The sequence below is a fragment of the Methylocystis borbori genome (assembly GCF_036576025.1).
Classification (GTDB): domain Bacteria; phylum Pseudomonadota; class Alphaproteobacteria; order Rhizobiales; family Beijerinckiaceae; genus Methylocystis; species Methylocystis borbori.
In genome coordinates this window covers 1-17,928 of record NZ_JAZHYN010000058.1, presented here as the reverse complement: position 1 = coordinate 17,928, position 17,928 = coordinate 1, and the positions used below count along the sequence as shown (strand labels likewise).

Annotated in this window: 14 protein-coding genes and 1 pseudogene; 5 read left to right on the top strand and 10 right to left on the bottom strand. The window is 65.2% G+C overall.

Going from position 1 to position 17,928, the window contains the following annotated elements; genetic code table 11:
• The first annotated feature begins 355 nt into the window (after positions 1-355).
• Positions 356-886, top strand: coding sequence for a gamma carbonic anhydrase family protein (locus V3H18_RS14760; RefSeq protein WP_332082832.1), 531 nt, complete (start codon positions 356-358; stop codon positions 884-886).
• Between the two features lie 33 nt (positions 887-919).
• On the opposite strand, the gene V3H18_RS14755 is transcribed toward V3H18_RS14760, so the two are convergent.
• From V3H18_RS14755 to ccmI, 8 genes are all read right to left on the bottom strand, one after another.
• Complete coding sequence (locus V3H18_RS14755) at positions 920-1,543, bottom strand: transglutaminase-like cysteine peptidase (protein ID WP_332082831.1); 624 nt, start codon at positions 1,541-1,543, stop codon at positions 920-922.
• Positions 1,544-2,171: 628 nt separating this feature from the next.
• The gene (locus V3H18_RS14750) at positions 2,172-3,356 is read right to left on the bottom strand and encodes an FAD-dependent monooxygenase (protein WP_332082830.1); all 1,185 of its coding nucleotides are present in this window, start codon (positions 3,354-3,356) and stop codon (positions 2,172-2,174) included.
• A gap of 13 nt (positions 3,357-3,369) precedes the next feature.
• Positions 3,370-3,621, bottom strand: a complete 252-nt coding sequence (locus tag V3H18_RS14745) for a zinc-finger domain-containing protein (RefSeq protein ID WP_332082829.1) — start codon at positions 3,619-3,621, stop codon at positions 3,370-3,372.
• A gap of 202 nt (positions 3,622-3,823) precedes the next feature.
• Positions 3,824-5,464, bottom strand: a complete 1,641-nt coding sequence (locus V3H18_RS14740) for an inorganic phosphate transporter (RefSeq protein ID WP_332082828.1) — start codon at positions 5,462-5,464, stop codon at positions 3,824-3,826.
• 65 nt (positions 5,465-5,529) lie between these two features.
• Positions 5,530-6,180 carry a cytochrome c-type biogenesis protein gene (locus V3H18_RS14735; protein WP_408631791.1) on the bottom strand — a complete coding sequence of 217 codons (651 nt, stop codon included), beginning with the start codon at positions 6,178-6,180 and terminating at the stop codon, positions 5,530-5,532.
• A complete protein-coding gene (locus V3H18_RS14730; protein ID WP_332082827.1) occupies positions 6,177-8,150 on the bottom strand; it encodes a heme lyase CcmF/NrfE family subunit in 1,974 nt (657 codons plus the stop codon). Before V3H18_RS14730 ends, V3H18_RS14735 begins: the two co-directional genes overlap by 4 nt.
• A gap of 222 nt (positions 8,151-8,372) precedes the next feature.
• Positions 8,373-8,810 carry a cytochrome c maturation protein CcmE gene (gene ccmE, locus V3H18_RS14725; RefSeq protein WP_332082826.1) on the bottom strand — a complete coding sequence of 146 codons (438 nt, stop codon included), beginning with the start codon at positions 8,808-8,810 and terminating at the stop codon, positions 8,373-8,375.
• 559 nt (positions 8,811-9,369) lie between these two features.
• A complete protein-coding gene (ccmI, locus tag V3H18_RS14720) occupies positions 9,370-10,485 on the bottom strand; it encodes a c-type cytochrome biogenesis protein CcmI (RefSeq protein WP_332082825.1) in 1,116 nt (371 codons plus the stop codon).
• A 96-nt stretch (positions 10,486-10,581) separates the two neighbouring features.
• On the opposite strand from ccmI, the pseudogene V3H18_RS14715 reads away from it, so the two are divergent.
• Both V3H18_RS14715 and V3H18_RS14710 read left to right on the top strand, forming a co-directional pair.
• A pseudogene (locus V3H18_RS14715) lies at positions 10,582-11,734 on the top strand (AAA family ATPase).
• 58 nt (positions 11,735-11,792) lie between these two features.
• Positions 11,793-12,242 carry a DUF2721 domain-containing protein gene (locus tag V3H18_RS14710; RefSeq protein WP_332082824.1) on the top strand — a complete coding sequence of 150 codons (450 nt, stop codon included), beginning with the start codon at positions 11,793-11,795 and terminating at the stop codon, positions 12,240-12,242.
• Here the strand turns inward: V3H18_RS14710 and purB are convergent.
• Entirely contained in the window at positions 12,217-13,524 is a 1,308-nt protein-coding gene (purB, locus tag V3H18_RS14705) for an adenylosuccinate lyase (RefSeq protein ID WP_332082823.1), read from the bottom strand. The two genes, V3H18_RS14710 and purB, sit on opposite strands and share 26 nt — an antisense overlap.
• A 147-nt stretch (positions 13,525-13,671) precedes the next feature.
• Here purB and V3H18_RS14700 point away from each other — a divergent pair, with 147 nt between their 5' ends.
• Positions 13,672-14,916, top strand: coding sequence for an NAD(P)/FAD-dependent oxidoreductase (locus V3H18_RS14700; protein WP_332082822.1), 1,245 nt, complete (start codon positions 13,672-13,674; stop codon positions 14,914-14,916).
• A gap of 17 nt (positions 14,917-14,933) precedes the next feature.
• On the opposite strand, the gene V3H18_RS14695 is transcribed toward V3H18_RS14700, so the two are convergent.
• On the bottom strand, positions 14,934-15,353 hold the full coding sequence (locus V3H18_RS14695; RefSeq protein ID WP_332082821.1) for a DUF2794 domain-containing protein: 420 nt from the start codon (positions 15,351-15,353) through the stop codon (positions 14,934-14,936).
• 520 nt (positions 15,354-15,873) lie between these two features.
• Between V3H18_RS14695 and htpG the strand changes: the two genes are divergently transcribed.
• Entirely contained in the window at positions 15,874-17,781 is a 1,908-nt protein-coding gene (gene htpG / locus V3H18_RS14690) for a molecular chaperone HtpG (protein WP_332082820.1), read from the top strand.
• Positions 17,782-17,928 lie beyond the last annotated feature (147 nt).

The window sequence follows — 17,928 nt, the reverse complement described above, 5'->3', positions numbered from 1 at the left end:
GAGCGCGCCCGCCGCCCGCGCCGCCGACGCGCCGACGCGCCGCATCCGATCTCGCAACATAATGGCGTTCAGCGCCCTTCTCCATTCGCGCGCGTTTTCCGCGCCGCCCCCGCGCCAGCCGCTTATAGTGTAATTTTCCGTGCCTTACGACTATGGCCGCGACGAGCTCCGGCTTTGCGCCATTGCATGAAAACGCGCCGTAGATCACGCCGCATTTGGGCGGAATCGCCCAAATGCGGATAACGCGATCGATTCAAAAAGTTTAGATCGCGCCTTACGCCAAAAGCCGGATTCCGCTTTTTCGCAGCGCGCTCTAGTGGCAATGTCGCGCCGCCATTCCAAGGAGCTTCGTCCCATGCCGCTATACAAAATCGACGCCGTCGCGCCGCGCCTGCCCGTCCCGGGCCGCTATTTCGTCGCGCCGGGCGCGCATGTCATCGGCCGCGTCGAATTGCAGGAGGACGCCAATATCTGGTTCGGCTGCGTGCTGCGGGGCGATAATGAATGGATCACCATCGGCGCCCGCACCAATCTTCAGGAGAACTGCATCCTCCACACCGATATGGGCTTTCCGCTGACCATCGGCGCCGACTGCACCATCGGCCATGGCGTCATTCTGCATAGCTGCATGATCGGCGAGGCGAGCCTCATCGGCATGGGCGCGACGATCCTCAATGGCGTGAGGATCGGGGCCAATTCCCTCGTCGGCGCCAACGCCCTCGTCACTGAAGGCAAAGAGTTTCCCGACTATTCGCTGATCGTCGGCTCCCCCGCCAAGGTGATTCGCACCCTCGGCCCGGAAGCCCGCGCGCATCATCTCGAATCGGCGAGGCATTATGTCGAGAACGCCGAGAGATACGCCAAGGGGCTGGAGCCGATCGACTGACGGACCGGCTGAGCCCGCCTCGGCTCAAGATGCTCACCGCGAGGCGTAGACCGGGGCGCTGGCCGGGGCGTCGATCGCGACCCACACATTCTGATTGCGCTGCGACTGGCGCTTGACGAAACGATAGGGCGCGCGGGTCCAGGGCCGCATCTCATTGGAGAGATTGTCGAGGACGAATTCGCCGCGATTGGTCTTGACGGTGAGCACCGAATGGCCGTCGCCGTTCTTCTCCTTCACCACGGTCAGGAGCAGCGCCTCGCGCGGAAAGCCCTCTTCGATCAGCATGCGGCGCTTCAAGAGCGCGAAATCCTCGCAATCGCCCTTGCCGTCGCTCGGATAATCCCAGCGGTCGACCGCCGACCAGTGATCCTGATCGGAGAGGGGGTCGATATTCTTGTTCACCCAGGCGTTGATGCGGGCGATCTTGCGATAGGCGGCGGCGGTGAGATCGATGTCCTCGGGGGCGCGCTCATCCTCCTGGCACTCGCCGCGATAGCGCTGGCAGAAATCCACCCAGCCGTAGGGCACGCTCGTCTCGGCGCCGGTCGCGGCGAAGGTGGCGGCGTCGGGGCCGGCGAGGCTCGTAGCGTTGACCGCGATAAGGGCCGCGCCAGCAAGAGAGAGAGCCGTAACCGCCTTGGTGATGATCCCAAACATAACCCGCCTCCGTTCGATGAGGCGAGAATAGGTTGCGGGATTTGCTGTCTATGAAAGTAATTTTCTCGCATTTTACGCGAATGCGTTCAGATTTACGCGGATTCCCGGTAAGTATAATTTTGGGATAGCAAAATCCGTAAAATTTGAAGCAATCTCATAAAATATTGATTTGTAATAGTTTTTCAGAATGAGGCCAACGCGCCGGCGTTTGGGCGAACGCAATGCGCTTAAGCTTGGGACAACTCCAGTTAACGGAAGCGGGCTTTTGAGGTTAACGCCTCCCGCGCGGCGTTAAATTTTTTGACGCGCGGCCGGGTCGGCGCCGGCTGATCACGACGCGAAGAGGCCATATGACTTAACGGGCGCGACCGTCCATAGCTCGCGCCGGGCGCGCGCAGGGCCTTGGCCTCCTTGCCGCCCGTCTTCGCCCGGCGCTGCTTCGTTTCGCCGCAAGCAATTGAATCGACGGCGTCGATCCCATCTGAGCGGCGCCGAATGGCCATGCCCTTCGCGCGCGGCTCATGGTTTTCATGCCGTTAAACGCCCGCGCAGCGAGGCGCGCGCGGCGCTCGCTACTGGCGCCGAACCGCCGCAATCGCGCCATGATCGGCCGGCGCGAACGCCGGCGCTACCGATAGAGCCAGGCGTTGCGCTTGAGCATGCCGCCCCCGCCAAGCGCGCGGATCGTAAGATCGCGCGCATGCGCCGCGAGGCCGCGCAGATGGAAATAGCCGCCCTGCCGCCGCGAGGCGCGAACGACTTGCGACGCGCGCGCATGCCGCGCCTGCTCATAGGCTGCAAAGGCGGCTTCGACGCTTGCCTCCGGCTGCGCGAAGGCGTCCCCGAGCGCCGCCGCGTCCTCGATCGCCTGGGCGGCGCCCTGCGCGAGAAAAGGGACCATGGGATGGGCGGCGTCGCCGAGCAGCGTCGCCGCGCCGAGACTCCATTGCGCCAGCGGCGGCCGCGTATAAAGCGGCCAATGCCGCCAGGCGGCGCCGGCCTCGATCAATTCGCGGAGCTGCGGCGAAAGGCGCAGCGGCGCGAGACGATGCGCAAGCTCGGCGCCGTTGAGCGTCAAAATCTGATCGGCGTCTTGACCCGCCAGACGCTCCTCGACGACGGCGACGGCGTTGATGAGGGAGCCGTCGCGCAGCGGATAATGCACGATATGCGCGCCGGGCAGCAGCCAAAGATGGCTCTCCCGGACGCGCAGCGCCGGCGGCGCCCCTTCGGCTGGAAAAACCGCGCGCCAGGCGACGCAGCCGGAATAGAAAGGCGCGTCGTCCTCGGAAGGGAAAAGCCGCGTCCGCACGCCGGAGCGCAGACCATCGGCGCCGACGAGACCCGCCGTCCCGATCTCCTCGACGCCGTCCGGCGTATGGACGCGGATGCGCAATCCGCCCGCGCGCGCCGAAAAATCGCCGACGCGCGCGCCGGCGCGGACATGGATATTGCGATTTTCCTGCGCCGCCTTCAGCAGCGCGCCCTGCAGATCGGCGCGGTGGAAAAGCCGGAAGGGGGCGCCCCAAGTCTCGCGCGCGCCCGCAAGGTCGAGCCGCGCGAGCAGCGACCCGTCCCGCCCGCGCCTGATGTTGATCGCCGCGGGCTCCAGCGCTACGGCGGCGAGCGCCGGCTCCAGGCCGAGCTTTGCGAGGATCCGGCCGGCGTTGGGCGCGATCTGGAGGCCCGCGCCGACTTCCTCGATCGTCGCCGCGCGCTCCAGAACGAGCGCGCTTTTGCCGGCGCGCGCGAGCGCCAGCGCCGCGCTCAGCCCGCCTATGCCCGCGCCGGCGACGACGATCGGCGCTTCCATCGTCTTTTGGGCGTCAGGCGGCGGCGACTTGCGTCGGATGATAGACGCATTCGGCCGGATCGACGCCGCCGCGCAGCGCCGGATCATAGACGTAATGCGTCGAGCAATAGGGACAGACCGCCTCGTTCGACGCGCCCATGTCGATATAGACATGCGGATGGTCGAAGGGCGGCAGCGCGCCGACGCACATGAATTCCTTGGCGCCGACGCGAATCTGGGAGACGCCGGGCTGGTTGTGGAAATGGGGCGTGGAATGTTCGGCCATGGCTCGCTCTTCGGCTGAAGGGCCGCGCGCCGCGGCCGGGAACTCTCCCGTCCTATATTGCAGGCGCGGCCGATTGGATAGAGGCCGCCGCCCCCGCGCAGGAGGCCGTCGGGGCGCCCCCGACGGCTGATTGCTTTTTGGGCTTCGTCTTAGAGCGCGCGCTTTATGCGTAAGGCCGGTTTCTGCTTTTTGGCGGCGCGCTCTAGCGGGCGAAGAGGCCCAGAATATGGTTCAGCGCGAAATAAAGCCCGCCCGACAGGAGGATGGCGCAGGGCAGCGTCATCACCCAGGCCATGAGCAGATTGCGGATCGTGCCCATCTGCACGCCTGAGCCATTGGCGGCCATGGTTCCCGCGACGCCCGAGGACAACACATGCGTCGTCGAGACCGGCAGCCCATACATGTCGGCGGCGGCGATGGTGCTCATGGCGACGAGCTCCGCCGAAGCGCCCTGACCGTAGGTCAGATGCTGCTTGCCGATCTTCTCGCCCACGGTGACGACGATGCGCTTCCAGCCGATCATCGTTCCAAGGCCGAGTGCGATCGCCACGGCGATCTTGACCCAGGTCGGGATGAACTTCGTCGCCTGGTCGATCTGGTCCTTGTAGTTTTTCAGGATTTTCTTGTCGTTGTCCGTCAGCTCGGCGTCCTTGTCCTTGACGAGGAAACGCAAGGCCTCGGAAACGAGATAGATGTCGTTGCGGGTGTTGCCGACCGCGGCGAAAGGAATTTTCGAAATCGAGCCATAGGTCTCGATCTCCTTGGCGATGTCGCGCATCAGCGCGGCGAGCGAGGGATAGGTGCCTTCGTTCAGCTCATGGCGCGAAATAAATTGCATGACCGCGGGCCGCGGATCGCCGAGCACCCGATAGCCCTCCGCCTTCCCTTCGACGACTTTCGAGGCGGCCTCCGAGGCGCTCGCGAAAGCCGCGACATGACTGGCGGGCAGAGCGCGGTTGAGCGCATAGGAGGTCGGCACCGTGCCGATGAGGATCAGCATGATGAGGCCCATGCCCTTTTGGCCGTCATTCGAGCCATGGGCGAAGGAGACGCCGGTGCAGGTGAGAACCAGCAGGCCGCGAATCCACCACGGCGGCGGGTTCTGGCCCTTGGGCTCCTGATAGAGCTCGGGCTTATGCACCAGCAATTTCATGGAGAGCAGCAAAAGCGCCGCCGCGACAAAGCCGACGATCGGCGAGAACAGCAGCGAATAGCCGATCTCCGTCGCCTTGCCCCAATCGACGCCGGAGGTGCCGTCGCGACCGCGCATGAGCGCATTGGCGACGCCGACGCCGATGATCGAGCCGATCAGCGTATGGGAGCTCGAGGCCGGCAGTCCCAACCACCAAGTGCCGAGATTCCAGATGATGGCGGCGATGAGCAAGGCGAACACCATGGCGAAGCCGGCGCTCGACCCGACTTGCAGAATGAGTTCGACGGGGAGCAGCGACACGATGCCGAAGGCGACCGCGCCGGTCGACGCCATCACGCCGAGGAAGTTCCACACGCCCGACCAGACGACCGCGACAGGGGCGGGCAGCGAATGCGTATAGATCACCGTCGCGACAGCGTTGGCGGTGTCGTGGAAGCCGTTGACGAATTCGAAGCCGAGCGCGATCAGCAGCGCGACGCCAAGCAGGACGAAGGGGAGATAGGTCGTCACCGGCGCGCCGGATTCGCGCAGATCGCTCCATATGCTGAAGGCGGTGAAGCCGAGGCCGCACGCCATCACGCCGAGGAAGGCGAGAAGGGCGCGAATGTCGAAGGAGTGATCGAGTTTGGGCTTGGGGCTGTGCGGATCGTGACCGACTGTAAGATCGACGCTGGAAGCAACCGATGTCATTGACGGCTCCTGTTTGGACGGAGACCATCTAATGTTTTCCTGCAACGACCGAATGACAGCCGGAGCTATTCCCGCGACTCGGAATCGTCGAAACGGCCGACGCCAAGTCCATCGAGACGCGCCCTTTCCTCGGCGGTGAGGGCCGCGGGCGGCGCGAAGATGCGACGGCGGCGCGTAGCCGTCCAGACCGCGGCGGCGCCGGCGAGAAGCGCGAGCAGCGGCGCCGTCCAGAGCAGGAACGTGCCCGGCTTGAAGGGCGGGCGCAGCAGAACGAAATCGCCATAGCGCGCATGGACGAATTCGCGCGTTTCGGCGTCGCTCAGCCCTTCCTTCAGCTTCTCGCGGACGAGCAGGCGCAAATCCTTGGCGAGCGGCGCGTCGGAGTCGTCGACGGACTGGTTCTGGCAAACAAGGCAGCGCAGTTCATTGGTGATCGTCCGCGCCCGCGCCTCGAGCGCCGGATCGTCGAGCTTTTCGCCCGGCGTGACGGCGCCGGCGGCGAGGGGGAGGAGGAATAAGAGTAACGACGCAAGTGGGAGACAAACCCCCAAGCCCCTCACCTTGCCTCTCCCCGCAAGCGGGGAGAGGAAGCGGCCGGCGCCGCGCCACAAGGCCAATCGCATAGACGATACGCCGATGACCCCTCTCCCCGTGAAAACGGGGAGAGGTAAGGTGAGGGGCTTGGGGGATTTATCGAAACGAAGATCGCCGCTCATTCCGCTGGCTCCAGCGCCGGGGCGGGGGCGCGGCGCGCGGCGCCGATGCGCAGCCGCCGGTCGGCGAGCGACAGCGCGCCGCCGAAGGCCATGACCAGCGCTCCGATCCAGATGAGCGTGACGAGCGGCTTCCAATAGAGCCGCGCGTCGATCGTTCCGTCCTCATGCGACTCGCCGATCGCGGCGTAGACCTGCCCAAGGCCGAGCGTGACGATTCCCGCTTCCGTGCGCGCCATGCGCCGCGCCGGGTAGAAGCGCTTCGCCGGCTCGATCTTCGCGAGCGTCGCGCCGTCCTTGCGCACCGCCATGACGGCGTAAGTCTCGGCGTAATTCGGCCCCTGGCGCGGCGAGATCGATTCGATGCCGATCTGATAGGGGCCGATGTCATAGAAGGTCAGCGGCTTCATCGCGACGATAGTCTCGACGCCCCAGCCCGTCGCCGCGAGGCCGAGGAGCGCCAGCCCGACGCCAGCATGCGCGACCGACGTTCCGAAAACGGAAAGCGGCAGGCCGCGCAGCCGCGCGAAGACGGCGCGCGCGGAAGAAGCGCGCGCAAAGACGCGCAGCGCGAGGTCGCTCAGGGCGCCGACGACGAGATAGACCGCTATGCCGCCCGTCGCGACCGAAAGAAACGGCGCGCCATAAGAAGCGCCCAGCGCCGCCGCCGCGAGAACGCCGACAAGGAAAGCGACGCGCAGCCGCTGCAGCGCCGCTTTCAGATCGCCGCGCTTCCAGGCGAGCATCTGGCCGATCGGCATGAGCAGGGCGAGCGGCAGGAAGATCGGGATCAGCACCGTATTGAAGAAGGGTGCGCCGACGGAAATCTTCTCGCCGGTCAAAGCTTCGAGCGCCAACGGATAAAGCGTGCCGATGACGACGGTCGCGCAGCACGCCGAGAGCAGCAGATTATTCACGACCAGCGCGCCCTCGCGCGAGATCGGCGCAAAGAGCCCGCCGATGGGAAGCGAGGCCGCGCGCGCAGCAAAGAGCGCGAGCGCGCCGCCGATGAAGAAGACGAGAATGGCGAGAATGAAGACGCCGCGGTCGGGATCGCTCGCGAAGGCGTGCACCGAGGTCAAGACGCCGGAGCGCACGAGAAACGTGCCGAGCAAGGACAGTGAGAAGGCGAGGATCGACAGAAAGATCGTCCAGACTTTCAGCGCCTCGCGCTTCTCCATCACGGCGGCGCTGTGCAGCAGCGCCGTGCCGGCGATCCAGGGCATGAGCGAGGCGTTCTCGACCGGATCCCAGAACCAGAAGCCGCCCCAGCCGAGCGTGTAATAGGCCCAATAGGAGCCCATGGCGATGCCGAGCGTCAGCGCCGTCCAGGCGAATAGCGTCCAGGGCCGCACGACGCGCGCCCAGGCGGCGTCGATCCGCCCGCCGATCAGCGCCGCCGCCGCGAAGGAGAAGACGATCGAGAAGCCGACATAGCCGACATAGAGCAGCGGCGGGTGAATCGCGAGGCCGGGATCCTGCAGGATCGGATTGAGATCGCGGCCCTCCCAGGGCGCCGGCGCGACGCGCGCGAAGGGATTGGAGGTGAGTAGGATGAAGAGAAGAAACGCCGCGCCGAGCAGGCCCTGTACGGCGAGCGCGTCGGCGCGCAGCCTCTCCGACATTGACGCGGAGAAAAGCGCGATGAGCGCGCCGCAAAGAGAGAGAACCAATACCCACAAAAGCATCGAGCCTTCGTGGTTCCCCCACACGCCGGAGATTTTATAGATGAAGGGCTTCAGCGAATGCGAATTCTCGATGACGTTGAGAAGCGAGAAATCCGACGTGACATGCGCGTAAGTGAGCGCGCCATAGGAGAGCGCGACGAAGAAAAATTGCGCGAGCGCCGCCGGCCGCGCGACGCCCATCAGCGCCGTATCGTTCAGCCGCGCGCCGGCGAAGGGGATGGCGAATTGCGCTAGCGCGAGGGCAAGCGCGAGAACAAGGGCGTAATGTCCGGTTTCAACGATCATGCTGCGGTCTCCCCCTTCTCCCGCTTGCGGGAGAAGGTGTCGCGCCGAAGGCGTGACGGATGAGGGCCGATTGGGCGATGGCGATCGCAGCGCCCTCACCCGACCCCGCTTCCCGGGGCCGCCCTCTCCCGACGCGAACAGGGTGTTCCCGGTTCGCGCAAACAATGCTGAAGTCGGCAACAGCCGACTTCAGTTTGGGAGAGGGGAGACGCGCGCGTAGCTTCACTTCGCCTCCCCCTGCCAGACGCCCTGTTTCTTCAGCGCGTCGGCGACCTCGCGCGGCATATAGCGTTCGTCGTGCTTCGCCAGCACGCTGTCGGCGCGAAAAGCGCCATCGGGCTGCAACACGCCGTCGACCACGACGCCCTGTCCCTCGCGGAAGAGATCTGGCAGCAGCCCGGTATAAGAGACTGAGAGATCGCGCGTCTTGTCGGTGACGGCGAAACTCACGTCGCGGCCGGATTTGACGACGCTGCCTTCCTTCACGAGGCCGCCGATGCGCAGCCTCGCGCCCGGGGCGACCTGCTTTTCGGCAAGCTCCGACGGCGTATAGAAGAACACGATATTGTCGCGCAGCGCGAAGAGCACGAGGCCCGCGGCGAGTCCCAGAGCCGCCAGCGCCCCGACGATCAACGTCAGCCGCTTAGCTTTGCGCGTCATGTCGTCTCCAATTTGAGTGCGCCCGTTCCTTATCCTTGAAGACGGTGCCTTGGAAGCATTTCATTTTTATCGGCGTCGCGCGAATTCCGCCTGGCGAAAGCGCGTCCATGGCTCCAGCGCGAATGACCCCCGCCCTGGGGGGGACGGGGGTCAGACTGGCGGCGCATCTAGCCCTACGCCGCCGTCGCGCTTCGGAGAGGGTGAAGCGCGATTAGGGCGCCGCCGGCGTTCTCTTCGCCGGAAGCGATTTTGCAAAAAAGGCGAGTCCAGCGGCAAAGCGGCAAAGCCTATCGGCCGCCGCCGCGTCGGAGCCAGGGGAGAAATCCGCCACGTCCGCCTCCTCGATGAATTCCCCGCCCGTCGCGTTTCTTAAGGCGCAGGAAGAAGCGGAAGGGAGCTTGTCCGCATCCGCGGCAAAAATCAATATAATTCTACCAACGATATAGGTTTATAATGTCCTGCTCCAGACGCCGCGATCGAAAGCTAGTATAAAATATATATCAATCCCTTGATTTCCATTCCGATCGAACGCCCGAAATCGCAGCATTATCATATAATTCTAATAGATAATCCCGACTTGCTTCGCCAAGGCCTCGACGCGCGCGACCTCGGCCGGTCTGTCGGCCAGCGCCGCTTTAGCGTCGCTCACCGCCTTCTTCGCTTTTTCGGATTCCGCGAGAACGGCGTAGGCGCGGATCAGCCGCAGCCAGCCTTCCACATCGTCGCCATTGGCCTCGAGTTTTGAGGCGAGGCGCTCCACCATGCCGCGGATCGCCGTCTCGCGCTCCTGCGCCGGCAGGGCGGCGATGGCCTTGCCCTGATCGCTCGACGGCGCGCGCGCGATCGGCTGCGCCTCGGCCTCGCCGCGCAGCTCCGCGAGCCGCGCCTTGACGATCTTGAGATAGGCGGCGTCGGGCGGCGCCTCCGCCTCCAATTTCGTAAAAATCTCGATGGCCTTGTCCTTCTCGCCCGCCTGGGCGGCGGCAAGGCCGAGATAATAGAGCGCGATCGGCAAGGTGGGATCGAGCGCCTGCGCCGCCTCGAAATCCTTCTTGGCTTCCGCCGTCACCGCGCCGCGCGCGATGACGACGCGCGCTTCTCCGAGCGCCGCGTGGCGCTGGGCGGTCGCGCCCAAAAGCCGCAGCGCCTCGCCATAGGCGCGGATCGCGTCTTCCCCGCGTCCCGTGCGCAGGAGATAGGGGGCGATGACTTCATAGCCGCGCCCGTCCTCGGGATGCTCCCGCAAATGCTGCTCGATGCGCGCGACGGCGCCAGCGAGATCGTTGCGGGCGGGCGCGGAGTCGAGCCGCGCCGTCAGCGGCATGTCCGGCAGCTCGGAATGGCCGAGGCGCAGATAGAGCGGCACCGAAATCGCCGGAATGGCGAGAATCGCGACCAGCGCCGCAATGAGCGCCGCCTTGCGCGAGCGGGAGGCCGCCGCTCCGGGCGCGGCTTGCGCGCGCAGCAGACGGCGGGCGGCCTCGGTCTTCGCCGCCTCCGCCTCGGCGCCGTCGAGCAGGCCCTCCGCGCGCTCGCGCGCGATCTCGGCCATCTGCTCGGTAAAAAAAGCGACATCGGCGGCGCGCGCGTCCTTCGCCTCGCCGCGACGGGCGAGCGGCGCCAGCACGGCCATGACCGCGACGCCGGTGAGAAGCGCAAAAAGAAGCCAGATCATCGCCGGCTGTTTAAGGCTTTGCGCAGCTTATTGGAAGGGTAGCCATTGCCCATCCGCCGCCGTCCATCGATATTTGCCGCCCTTCGGGAGCATCCGGTGATCACGCGGCTCGCAATTTCCGGCTATCGGTCCATTCGTGAACTGGTCCTTGCGCCAGGGCGACTTACCGTCGTGACCGGCGCCAACGGCGCCGGCAAGTCCAGCCTTTATCGCGCGCTGAGGCTCCTCGCTGATGTTGCGCAGGGGCGCGTCATCCAGTCCCTAGCGCGGGAGGGCGGACTGACTTCGACGCTTTGGGCCGGCCCCGAGAAATTCTCCCGCGATGAAGACGGGCGAAGCTCAAATCGAACCATTGGCGCGCCAGTCGAAAAAAGCGCTCAAGCTCGGCTTCTCTTCCGAGACCTATGGTTACGCGATCGACCTGGGCCCAAGCTCCGTCGCCACGGAACTCTTCTCTCTCGATCCGCAGATCAAGATGGAGGCGCAGTGGACAGGCGAGCTTCTCGGCCGCGCCAATCTCTTCGCCGAGCGGCGCGGACCGAGCGTGCGCATCCGAAATGAGAATGGCGAGTGGCGCCTAGCCGCCGCTTCGCTCGCCGGCGTCGACGGCATGATGACGCAATGCGCCGACCTTCGCGAGGCCTATGACCTCTCGCTCCTGCGCGAGACCATGCGACGCTGGCGCTTCTATGACAATCTGCGCGCCGACCGGGAAGCGCCAGCGCGGCGGCCGCAAATCGGCACCTTCACGCCCGCGCTCGCCGACGACGGAGCCGACCTCGCGGCCGCGCTCGCAACCATTCAAGCGATTGGCGACGCCGACGGCTTGGACCAGACGATCGACGACGCCTTTCCGTCGAGCAGGATCGATATTTCGACGTCGGACGGCTATTTCGAAACCCTGATGCGCCAGCATGGGCTGCTACGGCCGCTACGGGCCAAGGAACTCTCGGAGGGCACCCTACGCTATTTGCTCCTCGTCGCCGCGCTTCTGACGCCGCGCCCGCCGCCGCTGATGGTGTTCAACGAGCCGGAATCGAGTCTCCACCCCAACCTCATCGGCGCCCTGGCGCGACTGATGCGCAAGGTCTCGAACAAGACGCAGCTTTTCATCGTCTCGCATTCCGAAAAACTGATGTCGGAACTGGGGAAAGCCGATTGTTGCGTCGAAATTGCGCTGGAGAAGCATCTGGGGGAGACGCTGGCGCCCGCGCATGAATCCCCAAAATGGCGCTGGCCGTCACGCTAAAGCTTGATTGCTGGCCGCCTCGCCATTTGGTATTGGCTGGAACCTCCGCGAGACCTTCATGCTCTATTATTCGCCTTCAATCGAACAGCTTTCGACGGTGATTTCGCAAGTCACCGGCCCCGCCTTTCTGCTCGCGGCCGAAGCGCAGCTTTTGGCCGTGCTCGTCTCGCGCCTCGACCGGCTCGTCGACCGTTCGAGACAGCTCGACGCCGAGGACGACGAGTCGCGGGCGCATCTGAAAGCCGAACTGCCCCTCCTCAGGACGCGCGCGAAGCTGATGCATCGCGCCATCTATTGGGGCGTCGGCAGTTGCATCGCCACGAGCATCCTCGTCATTCTCGGCTTCGCGGCGGCCTTTTTTCATATGCGCCACGAATATGGCGCAGGATTCCTCTTCGCCTTTGCGATGATCCTTTTCACCGCGGCGCTCGTCGCTTTCGCGAGGGAGTTGCAGCTCGGGTTTTCGGAAATCGAAGGAAACTTCAGTGCTCGCCAAAAACGCGCCTGAAGATCGTGTCCACATGTTTGAAGTGATAGGAGAGGTCGAATAATTCGTCGAGCTCCGCGGCGGAAAGCTTCGCGCTCACGTCCTTGTCCTGCCCGAGCAGCGCGCGGAATTCTCCCTCGCCCCGCCACACTGGCATGGCGTTTCGCTGCACCATCGCATAGGCGTCCTCGCGCGAAACGCCCTTTTGCGTGAGCGCCAGAAGCACGCGCTGCGAATGCACGAGCCCGCCGAGCCGATCGAGATTCTTGCGCATGTTCTCGGGGTAGACGAGCAGCTTGTCGACGACATTGGTCAAGCGCGCCAGCGCGAAGTCGAGCGTCACGGTGGCGTCGGGGCCGATCATCCGCTCGACGGAGGAATGCGAGATGTCGCGCTCGTGCCAGAGCGCGACATTCTCCAGCGCCGGGATCGCCATGCCGCGCACGAGCCGGGCGAGTCCGGTCAGATTTTCGGTGAGCACCGGATTACGCTTATGCGGCATGGCGGAGGAGCCCTTCTGCCCTTCCGAAAAATATTCCTCCGCCTCCAGCACCTCGGTGCGTTGCAGATGGCGGATTTCGATCGCGAGCCGCTCGACCGAAGAAGCGACGACGGCGAGCGTCGCGAAAAAAGCCGCATGGCGGTCGCGTGGAATGACCTGCGTCGACACGGGCTCCGGGATGAGGCCCATCTTATGCGCGACATATTCCTCGACGCGCGGATCGATATTGGCGAATGTGCCGACGGCCCCAGAAATGGCGCAGGTCGCGACTTCCTTGCGCGCATGAACCAGCCGTTCGCGCGCGCGGGTAAATTCGGCGTAAGCCTGCGCCAGTTTCAACCCGAAGGTCGTCGGCTCGGCGTGGACGCCATGCGAGCGCCCGATCGTCGGCGTATATTTATGCTCATAGGCGCGTCGCTTGATCGCGGCGAGCAGCGCGTCAACGTCGGCGATGAGAAGATCGGCGGCGCGCGAAAGCTGCACGGCGAGACAGGTGTCGAGCACGTCGGACGACGTCATGCCCTGATGCACGAAACGCGACTCGGGGCCGATGAATTCGCCAAGATGGGTGAGAAAGGCGATCACGTCATGTTTCGTCACGCGTTCGATCTCGTCGATGCGCGCGACGTCGAAGGTCACGAAATCCGCCTTGTCCCAGATCGCCTTGGCGCTCTCCCGCGGGATGACGCCGATCTCGGCCAGCGCGTCGCAGGCGTAGGCTTCGATCTCGAACCAGATTCGAAAGCGCGTCTGCGGCTCCCAAATGACCGTCATTTCGGGGCGGGAATAGCGGGGGATCATCGGGCGCGGCCTTGTTGGATTCTTAAAGGAAGGTAAGGCGCTAGCATGCGCGTTGCTTGAAAGTCCATATATGGGATCGGAGCCGGAGAGATCGGGAGAAGATCAGCCGCTTTCGCCCGATTTCGGGGTTCACTGGAGGAAAGAATCATGCGGACGACGGATGTCGTTGTTCTCGGCGCGGGCGTCGTCGGCGTCTCGGCGGCGCTGCATCTACAGGCGCGCGGCCGCGCGGTCGCGCTCGTCGACCGCCATCGCGCCGCCGGCCAGGAGACGAGCTTCGGCAACGCCGGCCTCATCGAGCGCTCCTCGCTCATTCCCTATCTCTTTCCGCGCAATCCGGCGAAACTCATCAAATATGCGCTCAATCTGCTGCCCGAGTCGCATTATCATCTCGCCGCCCTGCCGGCCGTCGGCCCCTGGCTCATGCGCTATTGGCGCGAGAGCGCGCCGGATCGCGTGCATCATAATATCGAAGCGCGCCGTCCGCTCATCGAAAACAGCCTCAAGGAGCATGAGGCGCTGATCGAACAGGCGGGCGCGCAGCATCTCCTGCGCAAGAACGGCTGGATCAAGCTCTATCGCAGCGAACGGACGCTCGAGGCCGGCGCGGCCGACGCGGACCGGCTACGCGCCTTTGGCCTCCATATCGACACGCTCGATTCGCGCGCGCTCGCGGCGCTCGAGCCGGATTTCGCGCCGCTCGCGGGCGGCGTCCATCTTCGCGACACCGCCTCCGTCGTCGATCCCGGCGCGCTGTCGAAGGCCTATGCCGATCTTTTCGTCTCGCGCGGCGGATTGCTGCTTGCGGGCGACGCGCGAAGCCTCGCGCCGGAGCAAGGCGGACGCTGGCGCGTAGCGGCGGAGGGCGGTCCGATCGTCGCGCGCGAGGCGGTTGTGGCGCTCGGCCCCTGGTCGGACGCGATTTTCGGCCCGCTCGGCTATCATATTCCGCTTGGCTGGAAACGCGGCTACCACATGCATTACGCCGCGAAACCCGGGGCGCGGCTCAATCATGTCATTCTCGACGTCGACGTCGGCTATCTGCTGGCGCCGATGACGCGCGGAATCAGACTGACGAGCGGCGCGGAATTCGCCCGCCGCGACGCGCCGCCCTCGCCCGTGCAGATCGAACTTTGCGAGCCTGCCGCGCGCGCGCTCTTTCCGCTCGGGGAAAGGCTCGATCCGGAGCCCTGGCGCGGCGCGCGGCCCTGTCTGCCCGACATGCTGCCGATCGTCGGCCCCGCCCCGCGACACAAGGGCCTATGGTTCGATTTCGGCCATGCGCATCACGGATTGACGCTGGGCCCGGTCACCGGGCGGCTCATCGCGGAAATGATGACGGGAGAAACGCCGTTCATCGATCCTACGCCGTATTCCGCCGCGCGCTTCTAAAAAAACGCGCGCGGCGCCTATTCGGCGCCCACGAGCTTGAGGCCACGGTCGAGCACCCGGACGACGCGCGCGAGGTCGTGGCCCCGGCGCATGACAAGGCCCGTCGCGGCGATCACCGCATAGGCGCCCTGGCGACGCGACAATTCGGGGTTCTTTTCGATTCGATACAGCGGCGCCTCGCTCGCGCGGCGAAAGATCGAGAACACCGCCTTGGCGGGCGTGAAATCAAGCGCATAGTCGCGCCATTCGCCCGCCGCCACCTTCGCGCCGTAGAGATTGAAGAGCACGTTGAGTTCGCGCCGGTCGAAAGCGACCGCCGCGCCGCGTTTCTGGCTCCCCCGCGCCTTTTGCGCCTCGCCGTCCCGCGACGCCGCATTGGCGACAACCACGAGCGCGGGGCGGAGCCGACTGGGCTCCGTCGTCTCCGACTCAGCCATGCGTCATGTCTCCTTGATCTTCGGCAATATGTTCGCGCGCCCAAGCGCCGCGGGCAAGCCTTAATGACAAATTAGTGAAGCGGCCTGGCTCCGTCGCGCCGCGTCGCTCCTCGCAACATTATCTGACTAAAGAATAATCACACTTTCGCCGGCATGGCGCCCCTTGCAAGCCAAACGCGCCGCCCAAAGTAAAATTCATTGCCTCGACGACTCGGGGTTGCGCGTTTCCGGTTTTCGTCAGCCCCCCAGCCCCCCGGAAGCGTGCGGTCGCGAGTATTCAAGAGGTCGTGGCGATGGTCGAGCCGGCCGGGAGTTTTCTCTCGCGCCGGCTCGTCTACTTGAACGCGGCCGCATGGCCCCCGGGCGCAGCTTTTGCCGCGACGTCTTGTCGATCGGACGATTTCCTTCGATCGGAAAGCGCGCTAAAGCGATCTTGCAAATTCCATAACAATAACGACCTCAAGAGGCGCAAATCGCCCCGCCGCGAGGCGCTTCTTCTATTCTTTTCATGGGTGAAGACATGACCGACGCCGCCGCATCCCTTGACGCCGAACCGGCTAAGGACGCGCAAGACGCCGCCAATTTCAGCTTCGAAGCCGATGTCGCGCGTCTTTTGGAGCTGATGACGCATTCCGTCTATTCGGAGCGCGACGTTTTCCTGCGCGAACTGATCTCCAACGCCGCCGACGCCTGCGAGAAGCTGCGCTACGAATCGCTTTCGGGCGAAAAGCTCGCCTCGCTCGCGGGCGCGCCGCTGGTGACGATCTCGCTCGACAAGGAAAAGCGCACGCTGACGGTCGCCGACAATGGCGTCGGCATGTCGCGCGAGGAGCTGATCAGCGCGCTGGGCTCGATCGCCAATTCCGGCACGCGCGCCTTTCTCGAAAAGCTCGGCAAGGACAAGGCCGAGGGCCTCATCGGCCAGTTCGGCGTCGGCTTCTATTCGGCCTTCATGGTCGCCGACCGCGTCGAGGTGGCGACCCGCCGCGCCGGCGAGGATCAGGCCTGGCTCTGGACCTCGGAAGGCAAGGGCTCCTACCAGATCGCGCCGCTCGCGCTCGACGCCGCGCCGACCGCGGGCGCGCGGGTGACGCTGCATCTCAACGCCGAGAGCGACGAATTTCTCGACGCTTGGCGGGTTGAGAGCGTCGTGCGCGAACATTCGGGCGCGATCGCCGCGCCGATCGACCTTATCGAGAGCCCGGGCGCGGAGCCGCGCCGAATCGCCGACGGCGTCGCCTTGTGGACGAAGCCGAAGTCGGAGATCAGCCACGAGCAATATGTCGATTTCTACCGGCAACTATCGGGGCAATTCGACGAGCCGGCGCTGATCGCGCATTGGCGCGCCGAGGGGCGCACGGAATATACGGTGCTCGCTTTCGTTCCCGGCGCGCGGCCCTTCGATCGCTTCGATCCCGCGCGCAAGAGCAAGTCCAAGCTCTATGTGCGCCGCGTGCTGATCTCGCGCGAAATCGACCTGCTGCCGGCCTGGCTGCGCTTCCTGCGCGTCGTCGTCGACAGCGCCGATATTCCGCTCAATGTCTCGCGCGAGATGGTGCAAAAGAGCCCCACTGTGGCCGCCATTGGCAAGGCGATCGCGACGCGCATGTTGCAGGAGCTGACCAAGCTCGCCGAGAGCGAGCCCGAAAAATTCGCCGAGGTCTGGAAGAATTTCGGCGCGATTTTGAAAGAGGGCCTGCACGAAGACCCAAGCCGGCGCGACGCGCTCTTCGAGATCGCGCGCTTCGCCTCGACGAAGTCGCCGGAAAAGACCCGCACGCTGAAGGATTACGTCGCCGATCTTAAGGAAAATCAGACGGCGATCTATTACATCGTCGGCGACGATCTGGCGCGACTCAAGGCCAGTCCGCAGCTCGAAGGCTTCGCCGCCCGCGGCGTCGAGGTTCTTCTTCTCGACGATCCCGTCGACGCCTTCTGGGTGACGAGCGCGGTGGGCTTCGACGGCAAGCCGTTCAAATCGGCGACGCAGGGCCAGGCCGACATCGACGCCATTCCCCTTGTGGAAGCGGCGAAGCCCGACGCGGCCCCGGCGGCAGAAATCGCCGATCTCGTCGCCGCTCTCAAGGAGACGCTGGCGGACCATGTCGACGACGTGCGCGCCTCGACGCGGCTCACCGGCAGCGCCGTCTGCCTCATCGCGCCCGAAAAGGGCTTCGACCTGCAATTGGCGCGCATTCTCGCCGAACATGGGCAGCAGGGGATGTTCGGAAAGCCCGTGCTGGAGGTCAATCCAAGGCACGAGGCCGTCGCCGCGCTCGCGCGGCTCATGCGCGACAAGGGGCGCGAGGCGGCTGAGGACGGCATGCGCCTTCTCTTCGATCTCGCCCGCGTCGTGGACGGCGAGCCGCCGCTCGACGCCGTCGGCTTTGCGCAAAGGCTGACGGCGCTGATCGCAAAGCAAGGCTAGACATGAGATCGCGCGGCGAGAAGCAGGCGGCCGGGCCGCAGGCCACGCGCGCGGAGGCCCTCGCCAAGGTCGCGGATTATCTTGCCGCCGCGGGCATCGCCGAGGCCGAGGAAGACGCGCGGGCCCTGCTGCGCGCGGCGGCGGGCC